Origin of the sequence: Metapseudomonas resinovorans DSM 21078, from assembly GCF_000423545.1 — a bacterium.
In the GTDB taxonomy this organism is placed as follows: domain Bacteria; phylum Pseudomonadota; class Gammaproteobacteria; order Pseudomonadales; family Pseudomonadaceae; genus Metapseudomonas; species Metapseudomonas resinovorans.
In genome coordinates, this window is sequence record NZ_KE384033.1 from 24,774 (window position 1) to 44,217 (window position 19,444).

Below are 19,444 nucleotides of genomic sequence, written 5' to 3' on the forward strand. Positions count from 1 at the left end.
CGCGCCGTCCTCCCGCTTGCGTAATGAGATCGAGGTAGAACATGAACAGATTGCGTCAGGTGGGCGGCCTGCTGTTGGTCCTCGCCCTGCCGATCACCCCCGCGTGCTTCGCCGCTGGCCAGGCCGCCGGGGATGTGCTGGAAAGCCCGGCCATGCGTGTGTCCAATCCTGAGCGTGCGGTCTTCATCGACCTGGCCCGCGCGGGCGACCGCCTGGTGGCCGTGGGTGAACGCGGGCTGGTGCTCCTGTCCGATGACAACGGCCAGCACTGGCGCCAGGCTCAAGTGCCGGTGTCGGTGGGGCTGACCGCCGTGCAGTTCGTCGATGCCCAACAGGGCTGGGCGGTGGGACACGCTGGTGTGATCCTGGCCAGCCGTGACGGCGGGGAAACCTGGCAGTTGCAGCTCGACGGCCGCCGCGCCGCGCAGCTGGAGCTCGATGCCGCACGCCATGAGTTGCCGGCGTCGGCCGATGCCGAGGCTGCAGAGGCACGCGTGCAGACGGCCGGACGTATGGTGGAGGAGGGGGCCGACAAACCGTTCCTCGCCCTGGCCTTCACCGACGCTCAGCATGGCCTGGTGGTGGGTGCCTACGGCCTTGCCTTCCGTACCGAGGACGGCGGCGCCACCTGGCGCTCTGTCGTCGGTGCCATCGACAACCCGATGGGCTTGCACCTTTACGCCGTGGCACAGCGGGGCGAGCGTTGGTTTCTCGCTGGCGAGCAGGGCTACCTGGCGCGCTCGCCGGACGGCGAGCACTTCCAGCAACTGGAAAGCCCCTACAGCGGCACCCTGTTCACCTTGGCGAGCCGCGCCGATGGTGCCCTGCTGATCGGCGGCCTGAAAGGGCATGCCTTCCTCCTGGCGCCGGGTGCCGATAGCGCTGAAGCGCTACCGGTGCTGGCGCCGGTGTCCTTCAGCGATGCCATCCGCCTGGCCGATGACCGCGTGCTGCTGGCCAATCAGGCCGGCGGCCTGTTCACCAGTGCGACGGGCACCATTGCCCCCGCCGCCAAACCCCAGGGCAGACCGGTGTCGGGTGTGATCCAGGCCGCCGACGGCAGCCTGGTCGTCGCCGGCTTCACCGGCTTGTCCCGCCTGGCGTTGCCCGCCGTTTCCGCCTCGGAGTGAGTTCATGAATTCCGCTCGCCAACCCTCGCTGCCCGAGCCGGGCGACTTCGATCCGCGCTCCGGTTCGCTGGTCGAACGCGCCCTGTTCAACCACCGCCATTGGGTGCTGCTGCTGTGCCTGCTGACCACCGTGCTGCTCGGCTGGCAGTCCAGTCGTATCGAACTGAACGCCAGCTTCGAGAAGATGATCCCCACCGGGCATCCCTACATCGCCAACTACCTGGACAACCAGAAGGAACTGTCGGGCCTGGGCAACGCCCTGCGCATCGCCGTGGCCAACCGCAAGGGCGACATCTATGACGCCGACTACCTGAAGACCCTTCAGGCCCTGAGCGACCAGATCTACCTGCTGCCTGGGGTCGACCGCGCCTATATGAAGTCGCTGTGGACGCCGGCCACGCGCTGGGTTTCGGTGACCGAAGAGGGCCTGGATGGTGGGCCGGTGATCCCGGACGAGTACGACGGCAGCGCGACGTCCCTGGCGGAGCTGCGGCGCAATGTGCAGCTGTCCAACGAAATCGGTCAGCTGGTGGCCTTCGACCAGCGCTCCAGCATCATCTACGTGCCGCTGTTGTCGCGTACGCCGGATGGCCAGCCGCTCGACTACGCCACCCTGTCCGAGCAGCTCGACGCCCTGCGGGCGCAGCTCCAGAGCGACAACGTCGACATCCACATCACCGGCTTCGCCAAGAAGGTCGGCGACCTGATCGAGGGCCTGGAGCAGATCCTGCTGTTCTTCGCCGTCGCCATCCTCATCACCACCGCCGTGCTCTACGGCTACACCCGTTGCGTGCGCAGCACCGTACTGGTGGTGCTGTGCTCCCTGGTGGCAGTGGTCTGGCAACTCGGCCTGCTGCCGCTCCTGGGCTACGAGCTGGACCCGTACTCGGTGCTGGTGCCCTTCCTGGTGTTCGCCATCGGCATGAGCCACGGCGCGCAGAAGATGAACGGCATCATGCAGGACATCGGCCGCGGCATGCACCGCGTGGTGGCCGCGCGCTTCACCTTCCGCCGCCTGTTCCTCGCCGGCCTCACCGCGCTGCTGTGCGATGCGGTCGGCTTCGCCGTGCTGATGATCATCCAGATCCAGGTGATCCAGGACCTGGCGATCATCGCCAGCATCGGCGTCGCCGTGCTGATCTTCACCAACCTGATCCTGCTGCCGGTGCTGCTCTCCTACGTCGGCGTCAGTCCGCGCGCTGCCGAGCTGAGCCTCAAGAGCGAGCGCGCGGAGGAGGTCGGTCAGGCCCGTCATCCGTTCTGGCGTTTTCTCGACCTGTTTACCCGCAAGCCCTGGGCCGCCCTTTGCGTCGGCATCAGCCTGGTGATGGCGGTGTTCGGATTCATGGTCAGCCTGCACCTGGCCATCGGCGACCTCGATGCGGGCGCCCCCGAGCTGCGCCCGGACTCGCGCTACAACCAGGACGACGCCTTCATGACCCGCAGCTTTGGTGCCAGCAGCGACCTCTTCGCGATCATGGTGCGCACGCCGGACAACGCCTGCGCGCGCTACGACATCCTGCGCAAGGTGGACGAACTGGACTGGCAGCTGCGCAGCCTGCCGGGGGTGGATTCGACCAATTCGCTGGCGCTGCTCAACCGCCGCATGCTGGTGGGCCTCTCCGAAGGCAGCCCGAAGTGGTACGAGCTGCAGAACAACCAGGCGATGCTCAACATGATCACCGCCAGCGCACCGCGCGGGCTCTACAACGAGTCCTGCAACCTGCTGACACTCTACGTCTACCTCACCGACCACAAGGCCGAGACCTTGACCCGCCTGGTCGAGCACGTCGAAGCCTTCGCCGCCGCCAACGACACCGACGAGGTGAGGTTCCAGCTCGCCGCCGGCAACGCCGGGATCGAGGCGGCCACCAACATCGTGGTCAAGGAAGCCAACCGCGAGATGCTGTTCTGGGTCTACGGCGCGGTGATCCTGCTGTGCCTGGTCACCTTCCGCTCCTGGCGCGCGACCCTCTGCGCGGTGATTCCGCTGATGCTCACCTCGATCCTCTGCGAGGCGCTGATGGTCTGGCTCGGTATCGGCGTCAAGGTCGCCACCCTGCCGGTGATCGCGCTGGGCGTGGGCATCGGCGTCGACTACGCGCTGTACGTGATGAGCATCATGCTCGGCCATCTGCGCCAGGGCAGTAGCCTCTCCGAGGCCTATTACCGTGCGCTGGTCTCCACCGGCAAGGTGGTGATGCTCACTGGCGTCACCCTGGCGATCGGCGTGGGCACCTGGATCCTCTCACCCATCAAGTTCCAGGCCGACATGGGCGTGCTGCTGGCCTTCATGTTCGTCTGGAACATGGTCGGCGCCCTGGTCCTGCTGCCGGCGCTGGCCTACTTCCTGCTGCCTGCCACCCGGCGCCGCGACGCCGCCTCCGACGAGGCGGCGGTGCCGGCGAAACGGAACGCGACCGCCAGCCGCCCGCTGCTGCTGGATGCCATCAATCCCTGAACCGCCACTACAACAACAAGAGCACATCGGCATGACACGACTGATCGAGACCTTGCAAGCCCTCTGGAATGGCTTGCCCGACGCTGTCGGGCACTACGCAGAGGGCGCCTACGGACTGTTGCCGGAGGTGCGCCGTGACCTCCACTGAACGTCAGGCCGGACTGCCGCAATCCCTGCTGCTGCTACTCGGCAGTTGCCTGCCGGTACTGGGTGCGGTGCTCCTGGCACCGGTACTGCCGCGCATGCAGGCGCACTTTGCCGACACGCCGGGCGCCGAGGTGTTGGTGCCCATCAGCCTGACCATCCCGGCCCTGGTGATCGCACTGCTCGCGCCCTTTGCCGGCGTGATCGCCGACCGCCTCGGGCGCAAGCCGCTGCTGCTGGCCTCGATGCTGCTGTACGCCGCCTGCGGTTTGCTGCCGCTGTGGCTGGATTCGCTGGCGGGCATCGTGGCCAGCCGTGCCGGACTGGGGCTGGCGGAGGCCGGCATCATGACCTGCTGCACCACCCTGATGGGCGACTACTACCAGGGCGCGCGCCGCGAGCGGCTGTTTGCCCTGCAGATGGTCGCCACCTCGCTGTCGGCAGCGGTGTTCATCGCCCTGGGCGGCGCCCTGGGGCAAGACGACTGGCGCGTACCCTTCGTGCTCTACGCGTCCGGCCTGTTGTTCCTGCCGCTGATGGCGGCGCTGCTCTGGGAGCCGCAGGCTGGTTCGGTCGACGTGCAGCCTTCGAACACCGAGCGCTTTCCCTGGAGCGCGCTACTGCCGCTCTACGGGCTCACGGTGCTGGCGGGCATCAGTCTGTTCATCGTGCCGGTGCAGGCGGGCTTCCTGCTCACCCTGCTGCACGTGGATTCACCGCAGCAGATCGGCATGACCATGGGGGCCAACCAGCTCGGTGTGCTTGCCGGCGCCTTGAGCTTCCGCTTGTTGGGCGGCCTGCGGCGGCAGAACCTGCTGCTCATCGCCTTCGCCACGGCGGGGGCTGGCGGGCTGCTGATGGCCGAGGCCGGCAACCACGCCCTCGTCATCATTGCCGTGCTGGTCAATGGCTTAGGTATTGGCCTGATGCTGCCGACGCTGATCACCTGGGTGATGAGCCAGGTCAGCTTCGCCCAGCGCGGTCGTGCCACGGGCGGCTTCACCGCCGCGCTGTTCGCCGGCGAATTCATCAGTCCGCTGGTGGTGCTGGGCCTCAACGGTGGCGCCGTGAGCGAGCTGCCGTCCGCCCTGGCACTGGTGGCCATCGCGCAACTCGTGCTGGCGGTCGCCTGCCTGGCATTGCCCTGGCTGTTCCGCCCGCTGGCCAGCACCGCGCCGTCCATTTCCTGATTCCATCTGGAGCATTCCATGGCCCATCCCCTGGATTCCGCCGCGCTCGACCAGTTGTTCCTGAAAGCGCGCTCGCACAACCTCTGGCAGGACCGCGACGTACCCGACGCGCTGCTGCACCAGCTCTATCAGACCCTGCGCCAGGGCCCGACCAGCAACAACTGCTGCCCGGCGCGCTTCGTCTTCGTGCGCAGTGCCGAGGCCAAGCAGAAGCTGCTGCCGGCCCTAAAGGGCCACAACGGCGACAAGATGCTGCAGGCGCCGGTGACGGCCATCGTTGCCTGGGACAGTCGCTTTTTCGAGTTTCTGCCCGAGCTGTTCCCCATCTATGACGCGGGCGCGGCCTACCGCGACAACCCGCAGGCGGCCTCCAGCGCGGCACTGCGCAACAGCAGCCTGCAGGGCGCCTACCTGATGCTTGCCGCTCGCGCCCTCGGGCTTGATTGCGGCCCCATGTCCGGCTTCGACAACGCCCAGGTGGACGCAGCGTTCTTCCCCGATGGCCGATGGCGCAGCAATTTCCTCTGTTGCCTGGGTTACGGCGAGCCCACCGGCCTGCGCCCGGCCGGCCCGCGCCTGTCCTTCGAACAGGGCTGCCGCATCCTATGAGCAGCCCCTTGTTCTCATTGGCGGGCCAGGTCGCCCTGATCGCCGGTGCTACCCGTGGCATCGGCCTGGCCATCGCCCGCGAATATGGTCGCGCCGGCGCGCGGCTGGTGATCAGCAGCGAGAGCGCCGAGGACTGCCAGCGCGTGGCGGCGCAGCTGCGCGGCGAAGGTTTCGAGGCGGAAGGCCTCTCCGCCGACCTTGGTTGCGAGCGCCAGGTCCGCCAACTCGCCAGCCTTGCCCTGGCACTGCATGGCCGGATCGACGTGCTGGTGTGCAATGCCGGTGTCGCCCCGCACCTGGGGCCGCTGGCCAGCGCCAATGCCGCGCAGTGGCGGCTGACCCTGAGCGTGAACCTGGAAAGCGCGGCCTGGCTCACCGGCGCGCTGCTGCCGGTCATGGCGGAGCAGGGTGGGGGCAGCGTGGTGCTGATGGCCAGCATCGCCGGCGTGCGCGGCAACAAGGGCTTGGGGCTCTACGGCCTGTCCAAGGCGGCGCTGGCGCAACTGGCGCGCAACCTCGCGGTGGAGTGGGGGCCCATGAACATCCGCGTCAACGCCATCAGCCCCGGCGTGATCCAGACCGAATTCGCCCGACCGCTCACCGACAACCCCGAGGTCATGCAGCGGCGTCTTGCGCTCACCCCGTTGCGCCGTGTCGGCCGGCCCGAGGAGGTGGCAGCCCTGGCGCTGCTGCTGGCCGCACCCGGCGGCGCTTTCATCAGCGGTCAGAACATCATCGTCGACGGTGGCACCACCATCGGCGACGGCAATTGAAAGGAGTTCCCATGCAAGCACTTCCCCCCTTCAAGCGCGTGGTCACCGGTCACGATGCCGCTGGCCAGGCCGTGGTCGCCATGGCCGGCCCGACGCCGAACATCTTTCCCCTGAAAGCGGTGCCCGGCACCCTGTTCCACGAGGTATGGAACAGCGCGACCTGCCCGGCAGCGCTGGACAATGGCGGCGACCCCACCGACAAACCGCTGCAGCTCAGCCCCGGTTCGCTGGGCAGCGTGATCCGCGTGGTCGATATCCCGCCGGACAGCCTGCAGAACCAGGTCAGCGCGGAGGATGCTGCCGCCTGCTTCGCGGAAATCGGCGAGGCCCATGCCGGAACCGGCAAGGCCGATTCCAGGCACAAGCTGATGCACCGCACCGAAACCCTGGACTACGGCATCGTCACCGAAGGTGAGGTCTGGCTGGTTCTGGATGGCGAGGACGTCCACCTCAAGCGTGGCGACATCGTGGTGCAGCGCGGCACCAATCATGCCTGGAGCAATCGCACCGAACAGATGGCGCGGATGGTCTTCATCCTGCTGGACGGGCGCTATGCGCCGGAGCTGGCGGAGGTGCTGAAATGAAGCTTGCCACCCTCGCCGACGGCAGCCGTGACGGCCGCTTGCTGCTGGTGTCCCGTGACCTGACCCGCGCAGTGGACGCCAGCGACATCGCGCCGACCCTGCAAGCCGCCGTGGACCAGTGGCAGCGCGTGGAGGCCGGGCTGCTCAGTCGCTACGACGCCCTCAACCGGGGCGAAGCCGCCGGTGCTTTCGACTTCGACCCGAGCCGGGTCATGGCGCCGCTGCCGCGTGCCTGGCAGTGGCTCGACGGCTCCTGCTTCCTCAGCCATGGCGAACTGATGCAGCGTGCCTTTCACCTCGATCCCATCGAGGGCGTCGAAACCACGCCGCTGATGTACCAGGGCGCCGGTGACGACTTCCTCGGTGCGCGGCAGGACATCCCGCTGCCCAGCGAGGCTCACGGCATCGACTTTGAAGGCGAGTTTGCCGTGCTGGTGGACGAGGTGCCGATGGGCTGCACGGCCGAGCAGGCGCTTGCGCACATCCGCCTGGTACTGCAGGTCAACGATGTCAGCCTGCGCGCCCTGGCGCCGCGGGAAATGAAGACCGGCTTCGGCTTCGTCCAGGCCAAGTCCTCCTCCAGCTTCGCCCCGGTGGCCGTGACCCCGGACGAACTGGGCGATGCCTGGCGTGACGGCCGCGTGCACCTGCCGCTCGAGGTCGAGTGGAACGGCCAGTGGTTCGGTCACCCGCACGGCGGCGCCATGCACTTCGGCTTCCACCAGTTGATCGCCCATGCGGCGCTGACTCGCCGCCTCGGCGCTGGCAGCATCCTGGGCTCCGGCACCGTTTCCAACGCCGACCGCAGTTTGGGCTCTGCCTGCATTGCCGAGCGCCGTGCCATCGAGATGATCGAGCACGGCGCGCCGCGTACCGGTTTCATGCGCTTCGGTGATCGCGTGCGCATGGAAGCGCGCAATGCCGACGGCTCGCCGCTGTTCGGCGCCATCGATCAGTGCGTGGTCCGGGGAGGTGCGCCATGCGCGTGATGGTTACCGGTGCCGGTGGCTTTCTCGGCCGGCTGCTGGTCCAGCGCCTGCTGGAGCGGGGCACTCTGCGCGGCCAGCCGCTGGACACCCTGGTGCTGCTGGACCAGAAGCTCGATGGATTTGCGCAGGACCCGCGCCTGCGCCTGCTCGCCGGCAGCATCACCGATCCGGCGCTGCAGCGTCGCGCCCTCGCCGACGGCGCTGACGTGGTGTTTCACTTGGTGAGCATCCCCGGTGGCGCGGCCGAACAGCAGTACGGCCTGGGCCATCAGGTCAACCTGTTGGCGAGCCTCGAATTGCTCGACCAGTTGCGCCGCTGCGCCCGGCCGCCGGTGTTGGTCTATGCCAGCAGCGTGGCCGTCTACGGTGCCGAGTTGCCGGCGCGCATGGACGAGCAACTGGCACCCCGTCCGGTGCTCTCCTACGGCGCCCACAAGCTGATGGTGGAGACCCAGCTAAGCGACCTGGCCCGGCGGGGCGAGGTGGATGGCCGCGCCCTGCGCCTGCCCGGCATCGTCGCCCGGCCACGGGAGCCCAACGGCCTGCGCTCGGCCTTCATGAGCGACCTGATGCACGCGCTCGCTGCCGGCCAGGCCTACGAATGCCCGGTGTCATCGCAAGCCAGCGCCTGGTGGATGTCCGCCCACTGCTGCCTGGATAACCTGCTGCACGCTGCCGAACTGGACAACCCTGGCGAGTCCCGCGTCTGGCAACTCCCGGTGCTGCACCTGTCCATCGGCCAGGTGGTGGACGCTCTGGTCGGCGCGTTCGGCGAAGACCGGCGCGCCCTGGTCAACTACCGGCCCGATGCCGAGCTGGAGCGCCTGTTCGGTCGCTATCCGTCACTGCGTACCCCCCAGGCCCGCGCGCTGGGCTTCCGTCACGACGGCTCCGCCCTCGCCCTGGTACGCAATGCCCTGAACCTCAATCAACGGCCGCGCCGCCTGCGCGCTGCGCCACAAACCGCCTGAGATCGCCCGCCATGACCCTTGCCCGCAAACGCCGCCTCATCGACCTGTCGGTAACGCTCGATAACAACCCGTACACGGACCCACCGCCGCTGCTGCCGAAAATCGACTACATGGACCACCAACAGGGCTGGCCGGAGATGGCGGCCATGTTCCCCGGCCTGTCCATCGACCAGATGCCGGGTCGGGAGTCCTGGGCCGCCGAGCGCCTGTCGATCACCACCCATAGCGGCACCCACATGGATGCGCCCTGGCATTACGCATCGACCACCGACGGTGGCAAGCCGGCCTTCGGTATCGACGAGCTGCCGCTGGAGTGGTGCCTGCAGCCGGGCGTGAAGCTGGATTTTCGCCACCTGCCGGACGGCCACGTGGTGACGGCCGCAGAGGTGGAAGCGGAGTTGGCGCGCATCGGCCATGACCTGCAGCCGCTGGACATTGTGCTGGTGAACACCCGCGCCGGCAGCCTGTTCGGCCAGCCGGGCTATCTGGACGCCGGCGTCGGCATGGGCCGCGAGGCTACGCTTTATCTGCTGGAGCGCGGCGTGCGCGTGGTAGGCACTGATGCCTGGAGCTGGGACGCGCCGTTCAAGTACACCCGCGAGCGCTTCGCCGAGAGTGGCGACGCGTCCATCATCTGGGAAGGGCACAAGGCCGGGCGCGACATCGGTTACGGGCAGATGGAGAAACTGGCCAACCTCGACAGCCTGCCGGCCAGCGGTTTCCTGGTGTCCTGCTTCCCCTACAAGATCAAACATGCCTCTGCCGGCTTCGTTCGCGCCGTGGCGATTTTCGAAGAATAAGAACAGGAGTTCCTCATGCGCCTCCCCATCCTGCTGGCTGCGTTGGCTTGCCTTGCGCCGGCCTTGGCCAGCGCTGCCGATCGCCCCAATATCCTGTTGGTCGTTGCCGACGACCTGGGTTACTCGGACCTGGGCGCTTTCGGCGGCGAAATCGAGACGCCGAACCTGGATCGCCTCGCCGCCAGCGGCCTGCAACTGACCAGCATGTATGCCGCGCCGACCTGTTCGCCAACGCGTGCGATGCTGATGTCCGGTACCGACAACCACCTGGCGGGCCTGGGCACCATGGGAGAGGCCATCCAGCCCTTCCAGCGCGGCAAACCGGGCTACGAGGGCTACCTGAATCAGCAGGCCCATTCCATTGCCGAACTGCTGCGCGATGGCGGCTACCGCACCAGCATGGTGGGCAAGTGGCATCTGGGCTTGACCCCCGAACAGGGGCCGGACAAACGCGGCTTCGAGCGTTCCTTCACGCTGCTGGAAGGTGGCGGCGTGCACTACAAGCCGAAGCCGGGCTCGACCGCGAAGATCGAACAGATCACCTACCGCGAGAATGGCCAGCCGGTGGAGCTGCCAGAGGATTTCTATTCCACCGATTTCTACACCGACAAGCTGCTCGCCTACCTTAAAGAAGGTGAGGGCAGTGGCAAGCCTTTCTTCGCCTACGCTGCCTACACCTCGCCCCACTGGCCGTTGCAGGCGCCGGATGCCTATCGGGACAAATACCGGGGGCGCTACGACGGCGGTTACGACGCGGTGCGCCTGGCGCGCATCGAGCGCATGAAAAAGAGCGGTCTGCTGCCGGCCGACTTCCAGAGCGCCGCACCGCTGCCGGCGACCCCGCAGCTCCCGGCCTGGGACGGGCTGGACGAAGCGCAGAAGCGCGTGGAGGCGCGCAAGATGGAAATTTATGCGGCGATGGTCGACAACCTCGACCACAACATCGGCCGCTTGCTGGACTACCTGCGCCAGAGCGGCCAGCTCGACAACACGCTGGTGGTCTTCATGTCCGACAACGGTGCTGCCGGCGAGCGTCACGAGATCTTCTATCCGGCCGCACCGGGAACTGACAACCGCCTGGAGAACCTCGGCAAACGCGGCTCGCAAATCGACTATGGATTGCGCTGGGCCGAGGTGAGCGCGGCGCCGCTACGTCTGTTCAAGGGCACCACTGCCGAAGGGGGTATCAGTGTCCCGGCCATCATCCGCCTGCCGGCCAACCTGCATCGCCAGGGGCTGGAGCGCGCCGTGGCGCGCGTGGATGACCTGGCGCCGACCTTCCTCGCCCTGGCCGGGCTGTCCGATCCGGGCGATTCGTACAAGGGACAGCCGAAGCACCCCATTACCGGCCGCTCCATGCTGCCGATGCTGGAGGGCCAGGGCCGCGCCGAGCCGGTCATGGCCGGGGAGCTGTTCGGCAGCCGCTACTTCCGCGAAGGCAACCTGAAGCTGCTTGGCCTGGTGCCCTGGAGCCTGCCGGGCCAACCCCAGCCGCCGCTGCGTTGGCAGTTGTTCGACCTCTCGCAGGACCGCGCCGAACAGCACGACCTTGCCGCCAGCCAGCCTCAGACCCTGGAACGCCTGCAGCGTGCCTGGCAGGACTACGCACGCCAGGTCGGCGTGGTGGCTCCGCCGTCGGCAGCCAAGGCGCCTTGACGCCAGGCCAACTGCCGGCAACCACCCGGCGTCCGCGCACCACGCGGCGCCGGTCTCCTTTCTCTTCACTCTATGGAGCGACCGCCATGCGTTTGATCGCCTTGCTGTGGGGCGCGTTCGCGCTCCTGATCACCCCCGCAACCGTCCAGGCCGACGAGGAACAACGGGCACGCCAACTGCTGCTGCGTGCCGTCGAGTACTACCAGCTGCAGGGCGACGCGGCCTTCGCCGCATTCAGCCGTCAGGGCGAGTTCATCGACGGCGAGCACTACGTGTTCGTCGTGGACACCCACGGCACCATGCTCGCCAGCGGCGGCACCTCGGCGGTGCTGATCGGTCGTGACGTCACCGAAGCCCTGGAGCCAGAATTGCGCGACGGCTTCCGCCAGGCCCTGCAGGGGGCCGAGGGCGAGGTACGGGTGGCCGAATACCGCTGGATGAACGCACGCGACGGCCGTGTGGAACGCAAGCGGGTGTTCTTCCAGCGGGTGGGAGACCGGGTCATCGCCGTCGGCCTCTACCTGCCCCGGGCCACGCCCCAGCAGGCCGAGCACCTGCTGCAACGCGCGGTGACCGCCCTGGAACAGGACCCGCAAGCCGGCATCGCCGCGATCAATGCGCTGTCGCCGCGCTTTCGCGAGGACGACCTGTATGTCTTCGTCATCGACCTCGACACCGGGCGCTACCTCGCCCACGGCTACAACCTGCGCCTGCTCGGTGTGGAGTTTGCCAGCGTGCGAGATCCCGACGGCAAGCCGGTCGGCGCGCCGATCCTGGCGCTGATGAAGGACCGCCGCGAGGGTGGTTACGACTACCGCTGGAAGAACCCGGTGACCGGCAAGGTGGAGGACAAGTACGCCCTGCTGCGCAAGACCGGGCACCTGCTGGTTGCGGTGGGGTACTACAAGAAGCCCGAGTGAGCGCGCACATCGGGGAAGCTGCCGGAACGCTTTTGTTGGGTTGGGCTCGCCGAAGCCCAACGCTCGACAAGCGTTCTGCTTCCTTTTGAGCGACTGCAAAAGGACGTCGCCTGGGAAAGCGAAACCAGAAATATCCGCAGAACCCGGCAAGCAGATTGGCTCAAGTCGTTCCCGCGACACGTGATGCAGGCATCGCCACTTCAATCGCTGAGCAGGCCATAGGGCTGCACCAATACCCCATTTCCCATGCGGTGTGACCAGCACTTCCCGGTGTATCGCAAGACCCAAAAAAGACTCCCGGGCCAGCCGGTTCCCGGGAGTTGAGGCGGCAGGTTCCCCTTACCCGGGGCGTGCGGCTCCGGGGGGGTGCCTGCCGATGACGACGGAGCGCGTCAATGCTTGGGCGGCGGGCCGCCCGGGGCCCATTTCTCCTGATAGCGGAACAGGAAGTACTGCGAGGTATCCGCGCCGGGTGGCGACACGCGGGCGTTCCAGCTGTCGTCGTGCAGGTCCATGTCGGCGTCGTACTCCACATGGCAACCCATGGGGCTGTTGAAGTACCAGAACCAGTTGGAGCCGAGCTGGTGGCGGCCCGGCCCCCAGAAGGACTCGTAGCCTTTCTCGACAAAGCGGGTACCGGCCAGCATCACCTCGGTCGGTCCGCCCATGTGGAAGGTGAAGTGCTCGATGCCCTTCATGAACGGCGGCGTCTGGATCAGGAACAGGGTGTGATGGTCCAGGGTGCCACCCGGCCGCAGGAACGGTCCGGTGTCGATGAAACGGTCGGTGCAGACGAAGCCCAGGCGGGTGTAGAAGGCTTCGGCCTTGGCGTGGTCCGGCACGAAATAGACGACATGGGACAGGCTGCGGGGCAGCGCGGCCATGTCGTCGCTGGCGCCCAGGCTGTTGACCACGCGGCTGGTGCTGGCGCCGGGCGCGTTGCTGATCTCGCCGGGCAGGTCGAGGGGGCGCCGGCAGGTGATCTGGAAGCCCAGGGCGAAGCCCATGTCATCCACTGTGCGCAGGACACCGTCTTCGCCACGGATGACGTCGCGGTCCGTCGACAGTTCGGCCTCGATGGCCTGCAGGGTGTCTTCGTCGGCCACACCGTAAACGGTTTCGCGCAGGGTGTTGGCAGTTTCCATGGCTTTGGGCAGGCGCGGGTCGTCGCGGTGGCGAATCTCGATGCCGGTACCGTCCAGGGCTTCCAGGTAGCCGCCGGTGTGGTCGATGGCGCGCGGCTTGAGGCCGTAGTCGGTGAGGTATTGCACGCAGGCGTCGACGTTGTCGACGCCGAACACCAGGTAATCAGGTCCGATGATCTTCATGGTCAGGTTCTCGTCTCGCTCGTCAGGCGGTGCGGCCGCCGAGGGTCTCGGCGACCCAGTCGGCGATGTAGTGGCCGGCATTGATGGAGTTGTCGAAGCTGGAGTGCTGCACGCCACCTTCGCGGGGGGTGAAGATCTTCAGTTCACGCTTGGGGCTGTTGACCAGTTGCTCGTAGGTGCGATGGGCCCATTTCAGCGGAATCTGCGAGTCTTGCTCGCCGTGTGTGACCAGGAACGGCACCTTGATGCGCTCGACCACGCCGTCCAGGTGGACGTTCTCGGCGATGGCCATGAACTCCTCGACGTTCTTGCCACCCCAGACCCAGCGCACATGCTCCCAGTAATGCGGCACCGGGAAGCTGCCTTCGCGCTCCAGGCGGCGCTTCTGCACTTCGCGCCAGTCATGGTTGGCGCCCCAGACCACGCCACAGGCGAAGCGCGGCTCGAAGGCGACTACGCGCGGGCAGTAGTAGCCGCCGAGGGACACGCCCTCGCAACCGATGCGCTTGGGGTCGACGTCGGCACGGGTTTCCAGCCAGTCGAACACGCGGCTGCCCCAGTGCTCGGCGTCATACCGGGCCTTGAGGTCATGCAGGCGCAGGGCCTCGCCGGTGCCCGGCTGGTCGAGTACCAGCGAGGACACGCCGCGCCTGGCGAGCCAGGCGGGCAGGCCAACGCGGTATTTCATCTCCTTGGTGGAATCCAGGCCATTGAGCTGGACCAGCAGCGGCGCCGGGCCTTTCACGCCTTCGGCGCGCACGAAGAGGCCGGAGATGACCTTGCCCTCGTAGGGAATCTCGACCCGCTCGCAATTCTCGCCGGACAGGTCGATGCCCCGGGCGAAGGTGTCGAGGAAACGCTGGTACAGCTCCAGGCGGCCGGGAGCACCGTGGGCCTGCAGGCGTTCGCAGGTCAGGTAGTAGGTGGCAGCGCGGTTGTATTTCTCCCCGGCGGAGAGCAGGCGACCACGCGCCTCGTCCTCACCTGCCAGGTCGCAGAGCTTGTCGGCCATCTTCGACCAGGTTTCGCGGAAAGCGCGGGTGCCGGCGGCATCGGGCTGCTTGGCGGCCTCCTGCAGGGGCTCGCACATCTCGACGATCTCGCCGATGCGCGCGCCCATTTCCAGGGCGAGGTCAACGGAGAGGTTCCAGACGTAGTTGGTGGGGAAGTAACGGAACATGTTGTTGTTTTCCTTCTTCTGATCCGGGGCGCCATCTTCCCCGGCTCTCGGGGCTTACCGCTCGGGTCGGCATGGGCAGGGCGCAAGGCAGGCGAGCCCGGAGTGACTGCTCCCGCAGCAGGCAGTTGCGCGGGCGCCGACCGCCCGGTGGGGCGGCCATGGCAAGCTCGCATGGGGCCAGGAATTGAACAAATCGCTTGTTCGGATGCCAGCTATCGGCAAGCGAGATACCTCGTCCCCGGCGCTCCTGTGTCATGGCGAATGACGATGCCTTGCATCGCCAGTCTCGATTGGTGGCCCCCGGGACCGGGCGGCTAGCGTACGCGCCCCTGTTTCTGGCCCGGACCACGAGGAAGGACGCCCATGTCGAATCACCCCCATCGCCCGTTCATGCCCCTTGCCAGCGTCACGCGCTGGCTGGGCCACCGCTCCGTCGGCAGCAAGCTGTCGCTCGGCTTCGGCCTGGTGCTGCTGGCCACCCTGGGCATGGCGCTGGCCACCGTCCAGGCATTGCAGGTGCTGCAGGCCCGCGTCTCCGAACTGCGTGCGCTGGACGCGTTGCAGCTGCACCTGGCAGGGGCCCGCCTGGCGGAGCGGGACTTCGCGCTCGATCTTGCACCGGAGTCGGCCGAGCGGGTCGGCACAGGGTTGGACCAACTGCGTAAGGGGCTGGCCGCCAGCGGTTCCGACGCGGATTTCCGCACGACCCTGGATGACACCGCCCAGGCCTACCGCAGTGCCTTTCAGGACTATGCGCAGGCGTTGGAAACAGCACATGCGGCGCGGCTGCGTATGCAGGCCCAGGCGGAGACGGTGGGGCAGCGTTTCAGCAGCCTGTTCCTCGACCAGCTCGATGGCATCAACCTCGGCCTGGAGGCCGGTACGCCGCCGGGTACGTCGCAGATGCAGGTGCTGGAGGAGGCCGTGAGCCTACGCGAACGGTTGGCCAACCTGCGCGACAGCGAGCTGTATTTCACCCTTGATGCGCAAAAACGCTACCGCGACGACTGGGAGAACCGCATGAACGAGCTGGCTACCGCACTGGCCAGTCTCGCCGCGCGCCTGGACGGCGAGCAGCGTGCGGCGCTGGAGGAGGCGCGCCAGGCGCTGGAGGTGTATCGCCAGGCCTTCCTGAGCTTTGTCCGGGGCGGCCAACTGGCTCGCGCTGCCGAGACGCAGATGAGCCAGGTGGCGGGCATGGTGGCGCAGCAGCTGGATACGCAGCGCGCATTGCGCAGCGGGGCCTATGCAGAAACCCGGCGGCAGCTCCACGGAGCGCTGGGGCTGCTGGCGCTCCTGGCCTTACTGGTCAGTGCCGGAGCGGCGCTGGCGATTCATCGGGCACTGGTCGTGCCGCTGCGGCGCATGCTGGCCCTGGCGGGGCGTATCGCCGCCGGGGATCTCGGCGAGATGGCGGCCCCGCCTGCGCGGCGCGATGAACTGGGGCAGTTGCAGGATGCTGTGGGAGAAATGCTCGCTGCCCTGCGCAAGCTGGTGGGCCGCATCGGTGGCGATGTCGATCAACTGGATGGCGCCGCCGGCACCCTGGTGGCGATGGTCGGGCGTACGGCGGCGGGGGTGAGCGCGCAGCGCCAGCAGGCCGAGCGGGTCGCCGAGGCCATGGCGGACATGACGCGCTCGGCGGCGCAGGTCAGCGAGCAGGTGGCCGGCAGCGGTGCGGTGCTGGCCGATGCGGGTGCCCTGATCCACGAGGGAGATGCGTTGGTGCGCCAGGCCAGCGAGAGCCTGGAGCACCTCGCTGAGGAAATGCGCGCCAGCGCCGGATCGATGCAGGTGCTCAAGGCGCAGAGCGAGGCCATCAATGGTGTGCTCGACGTGATCAATGCCCTGGCCGAGCAGACCAACCTGCTGGCGCTGAACGCGGCCATCGAGGCGGCGCGGGCCGGTGACCATGGTCGCGGTTTCGCCGTGGTCGCCGACGAGGTGCGCGCCCTGGCCAGTCGCACCCGCGCCTCGACCGGGGAGATCGAGGCGATGATCCAGCGCCTCGGCGAGCTGACCCGGGCTACCGCCGATGGGCTGGCAGGCAGTCAGCGGCTGACCGAGGAAGGCGTCGAGCTGGCAGGACGGGCGACCGAGGTGCTGGCGGCGATCACTGCTGCGATGGCACGGGTCGAGCGCAGCGGGCGGAACATCGCCGAGGCGTCCGCAATGCAGCAGGCCGTGGCACGCCAGGTCGACGAGGTGGTGCTGCAAGTGGCGCGTGTGGTGGAACAGAACGCCGAGGACTGCCGGCGCCTGGAATCGGCCACGGACAGCCTGCAGACGCTGGGGGCGAGCCTGGGCGAGGCGGTCGGCGCCTTCCGTGGCGCGCGCTGAGGCTCAGGCGAGGACCGGTGAGTCCGGCCGCTGTACGATCTGCGCCAGCTTCTGGCGCAACCAGCGCAGCATGGGGTCGCGGTCCAGGCTGCGGTGCCAGCTCATGTATTCCTGCATCGCGGGCAGCTCCACTGGCGGCGGCAGGATGCGCAGCGGCAGGTTGCGCGCATAGAGCCGCGCCAGGCGGCTGTGCATGGTGGCGATGCGCTGCGTGCCGACGACCAGTTGCGGCAGGGTGTTGAAGTCATGGGTGATGACTTCGAGCCGGCGCTTGCAACCGTACTGGGACATGAACCATTCCTCGATGCCCGGCGTGCGGCTGCGACCGAAAGCGACGCCCACGTGGCCCATGTCCAGGTACTGCTCCAGCGTGATCCGTTCGCCGATGCTGTCGTTGTCTGCCCACACCACACAAACGTGCTGCTCTTCGAACAGCAGCTCGGAAGGGTGTTCTTTCACGATGTAGTGCTCGGGCGCGATCATCAGGTCCACCTCGCCGCGCATGAGCATCTCGACGGCGGTTTCGCCGGGGCTGATCAGCTCGAAGGTCATCAGCGGCGCTTCCTGGTTGATCTCTCGGATCACTTCGGCGAACACCACGCTGATCAGATAGTCCGACGCCATGATGCGGAAATGCCTCTTGCTCTCGGCGATGTCGTAGACCGGCTTGGCGGTGATGGAGGTCTGGATTTTCAGCAGGACTTCACGAACCGGGATCTCCAGTTCCTTGGCCAGGGGGGTGGGCATCATCTTGCGTCCCACCTGTACCAGCAGATCGTCCTCGAAGTAGGTGCGCAGGCGCCCCAGCACGCCGCTGGTGGCTGATTGGGTCATGTGCAGGCGGGCGGCGGCGCGGGTGATGTTCTGCTCTTCCAGCAGCACATCCAGCGCCACCAGGAGGTTCAGGTCCAGGTGTTTGAAGCGCATGGCAGCAGGCTCTTGTTGTATTTATTTTCGCGATACCCTGCATCCCGACTAACGATTAGTCAAATTGTTCCCGCCTTCCTAGCCTGTGCTCCCAAGGGGCGCTCACCGGCTGCCGTGCTGCCTGCCGAGCCTGCGCGGCCCCTCCTGAAAAAACCTTCCCGCCCGGGCCGCCGCGCTCGCGTTCGCCCGTGCGCCAACAACAAGAACAAGGATTCATCCATGAGCGATATCAGCAAGGTACTCATCGTCGGTGGTGGCATCGGTGGACTCTGCGCGGCCATCGCGCTGTGCCGCCAGGGCGTGTCGGTCGACCTGGTGGAAATCAAGTCCGAGTGGACCGTCTACGGCGTTGGCATCATCCAGCAGAGCAACGTGGTGCGGGAGATGGCCCGTCTCGGCGTACTCGACCGTTACCTGGATGCCGCCTACGCCTTCGAGGATGTCGGCATCTACGACTTGCAGGGCAATGCCCTGGCGCGCATTCCCGGCCAGCGCCTGGCCGGCCCGGAGTATCCGGCCAACGTCGGCATTTCGCGCCTGGCGCTGCACCAGGTGCTGAGCGGAACGGCCATCGATCTGGGCGCGCAGGTACGCCTCGGCCTCAGCGTGGAACGCCTTGAGCAGGATGCCGACGGCGTGGACGTGACCTTCACCGACGGCAGTGCCGGGCGCTACGACCTGGTGGTGGGAGCCGACGGCGTGTATTCGAAGATTCGCGGCATGCTCTTCGGCGACACCTACACGCCGCGCTTCACCGGCCAGGCCGTGTGGCGCTACAACTTCCCGCGCCACCCCTCCATCGACCACCTGGCGAGCTACGTCGGCTCCGAGGGCAATGCTGGCCTGGTGCCGCTGGCCGACGACTTGATGTACATGTTCTCCACCTCCCACGAGCCGGGTAACCCCTGGCACGAGCCCAAGGATTTCGCCGAACTGATGCGCGACCGCATCCAGCACATCGGCGGCCTGGTGGGCGAGCTGCGCGAGCAGATCACCGACAGCAGCCAGGTGGTCTACAAACCGATGGAGGTGGTGTTCGTCGACGAGCCCTGGTTCAAGGGCCGCGTCCTCCTGATCGGCGACGCCGCTCACGCGACCACCCCGCACCTGGGGCAGGGCGCCGGCATGGCCATCGAAGATGCGTTGGTGCTGAGCCTGGAACTGGCCGGCGAAGGCTCGCTTCAGGAGCGCCTGAACCGCTTCATGGCACGTCGTTTCGAGCGCTGCAAATACATCAGCGAGAACTCCATCCTCGCCGGTGATCGCGAGATGGCCCAAGACCGCAGCTTCGACCGTGTCGGCCTGACCAAGGCGATGCTCGCACGCACAGCCGAGCCCATCTGAAGGCCGTGGCCGGTCGCCGGACCGGCCGTCTCACCTGTCTTTTCCACGTTCCGCACCCGGCCTGGCCGGGTGCGAAGCCGTGCTCTTTCCACGAGGTC

At 67.3% G+C, this 19,444-nt stretch carries 16 protein-coding genes; 13 read left to right on the plus strand and 3 right to left on the minus strand.

Annotated features, from left to right (window positions below; translation table 11 throughout):
• Positions 1 to 41 precede the first annotated feature (41 nt).
• The 11 genes from G559_RS0126890 to G559_RS0126945 all read left to right on the plus strand — a co-directional run bounded on the left by G559_RS0126890 (position 42) and on the right by G559_RS0126945 (position 12,227).
• Positions 42 to 1,130, plus strand: coding sequence for a WD40/YVTN/BNR-like repeat-containing protein (locus G559_RS0126890; RefSeq protein ID WP_028631200.1), 1,089 nt, complete (start codon positions 42 to 44; stop codon positions 1,128 to 1,130).
• 4 nt (positions 1,131 to 1,134) lie between these two features.
• Positions 1,135 to 3,591 (plus strand): efflux RND transporter permease subunit, encoded by a 2,457-nt coding sequence (locus G559_RS29420; RefSeq protein WP_051246925.1) that lies wholly within the window; start codon positions 1,135 to 1,137, stop codon positions 3,589 to 3,591.
• Between the two features lie 134 nt (positions 3,592 to 3,725).
• The gene (locus G559_RS29425; protein ID WP_036997939.1) at positions 3,726 to 4,925 is read left to right on the plus strand and encodes an MFS transporter; all 1,200 of its coding nucleotides are present in this window, start codon (positions 3,726 to 3,728) and stop codon (positions 4,923 to 4,925) included.
• An 18-nt stretch (positions 4,926 to 4,943) separates the two neighbouring features.
• A complete protein-coding gene (locus tag G559_RS0126910; RefSeq protein WP_028631201.1) occupies positions 4,944 to 5,534 on the plus strand; it encodes a malonic semialdehyde reductase in 591 nt (196 codons plus the stop codon).
• Positions 5,531 to 6,307 carry an SDR family NAD(P)-dependent oxidoreductase gene (locus G559_RS0126915; protein WP_028631202.1) on the plus strand — a complete coding sequence of 259 codons (777 nt, stop codon included), beginning with the start codon at positions 5,531 to 5,533 and terminating at the stop codon, positions 6,305 to 6,307. Before G559_RS0126910 ends, G559_RS0126915 begins: the two co-directional genes overlap by 4 nt.
• Before the next feature lie 11 nt (positions 6,308 to 6,318).
• On the plus strand, positions 6,319 to 6,891 hold the full coding sequence (locus tag G559_RS0126920; protein ID WP_028631203.1) for a cupin domain-containing protein: 573 nt from the start codon (positions 6,319 to 6,321) through the stop codon (positions 6,889 to 6,891).
• Complete coding sequence (locus G559_RS0126925) at positions 6,888 to 7,880, plus strand: fumarylacetoacetate hydrolase family protein (protein ID WP_028631204.1); 993 nt, start codon at positions 6,888 to 6,890, stop codon at positions 7,878 to 7,880. Before G559_RS0126920 ends, G559_RS0126925 begins: the two co-directional genes overlap by 4 nt.
• Positions 7,871 to 8,851 (plus strand): NAD-dependent epimerase/dehydratase family protein, encoded by a 981-nt coding sequence (locus tag G559_RS0126930; RefSeq protein WP_028631205.1) that lies wholly within the window; start codon positions 7,871 to 7,873, stop codon positions 8,849 to 8,851. The genes G559_RS0126925 and G559_RS0126930 overlap by 10 nt, the downstream gene beginning before the upstream one ends.
• An 11-nt stretch (positions 8,852 to 8,862) precedes the next feature.
• The gene (locus G559_RS0126935; protein WP_028631206.1) at positions 8,863 to 9,651 is read left to right on the plus strand and encodes a cyclase family protein; all 789 of its coding nucleotides are present in this window, start codon (positions 8,863 to 8,865) and stop codon (positions 9,649 to 9,651) included.
• A gap of 15 nt (positions 9,652 to 9,666) precedes the next feature.
• Positions 9,667 to 11,307 (plus strand): arylsulfatase, encoded by a 1,641-nt coding sequence (locus tag G559_RS0126940; protein ID WP_028631207.1) that lies wholly within the window; start codon positions 9,667 to 9,669, stop codon positions 11,305 to 11,307.
• An 86-nt stretch (positions 11,308 to 11,393) separates the two neighbouring features.
• On the plus strand, positions 11,394 to 12,227 hold the full coding sequence (locus G559_RS0126945; RefSeq protein WP_028631208.1) for a cache domain-containing protein: 834 nt from the start codon (positions 11,394 to 11,396) through the stop codon (positions 12,225 to 12,227).
• A gap of 392 nt (positions 12,228 to 12,619) precedes the next feature.
• On the opposite strand, the gene G559_RS0126950 is transcribed toward G559_RS0126945, so the two are convergent.
• Entirely contained in the window at positions 12,620 to 13,555 is a 936-nt protein-coding gene (locus G559_RS0126950) for a VOC family protein (protein WP_028631209.1), read from the minus strand.
• A gap of 22 nt (positions 13,556 to 13,577) precedes the next feature.
• Entirely contained in the window at positions 13,578 to 14,735 is a 1,158-nt protein-coding gene (locus G559_RS0126955) for an alpha/beta hydrolase family protein (protein ID WP_028631210.1), read from the minus strand.
• A gap of 363 nt (positions 14,736 to 15,098) precedes the next feature.
• Between G559_RS0126955 and G559_RS0126960 the strand changes: the two genes are divergently transcribed.
• Positions 15,099 to 17,075, plus strand: coding sequence for a methyl-accepting chemotaxis protein (locus G559_RS0126960; RefSeq protein WP_155945766.1), 1,977 nt, complete (start codon positions 15,099 to 15,101; stop codon positions 17,073 to 17,075).
• A gap of 3 nt (positions 17,076 to 17,078) precedes the next feature.
• On the opposite strand, the gene G559_RS0126965 is transcribed toward G559_RS0126960, so the two are convergent.
• On the minus strand, positions 17,079 to 18,002 hold the full coding sequence (locus G559_RS0126965) for a LysR family transcriptional regulator (protein ID WP_028631212.1): 924 nt from the start codon (positions 18,000 to 18,002) through the stop codon (positions 17,079 to 17,081).
• 219 nt (positions 18,003 to 18,221) lie between these two features.
• Here G559_RS0126965 and G559_RS0126970 point away from each other — a divergent pair, with 219 nt between their 5' ends.
• Positions 18,222 to 19,346: an FAD-dependent oxidoreductase gene (locus G559_RS0126970; protein ID WP_028631213.1), complete on the plus strand. Its 1,125-nt coding sequence runs from the start codon at positions 18,222 to 18,224 to the stop codon at positions 19,344 to 19,346.
• The last annotated feature ends 98 nt before the right edge of the window (positions 19,347 to 19,444 follow it).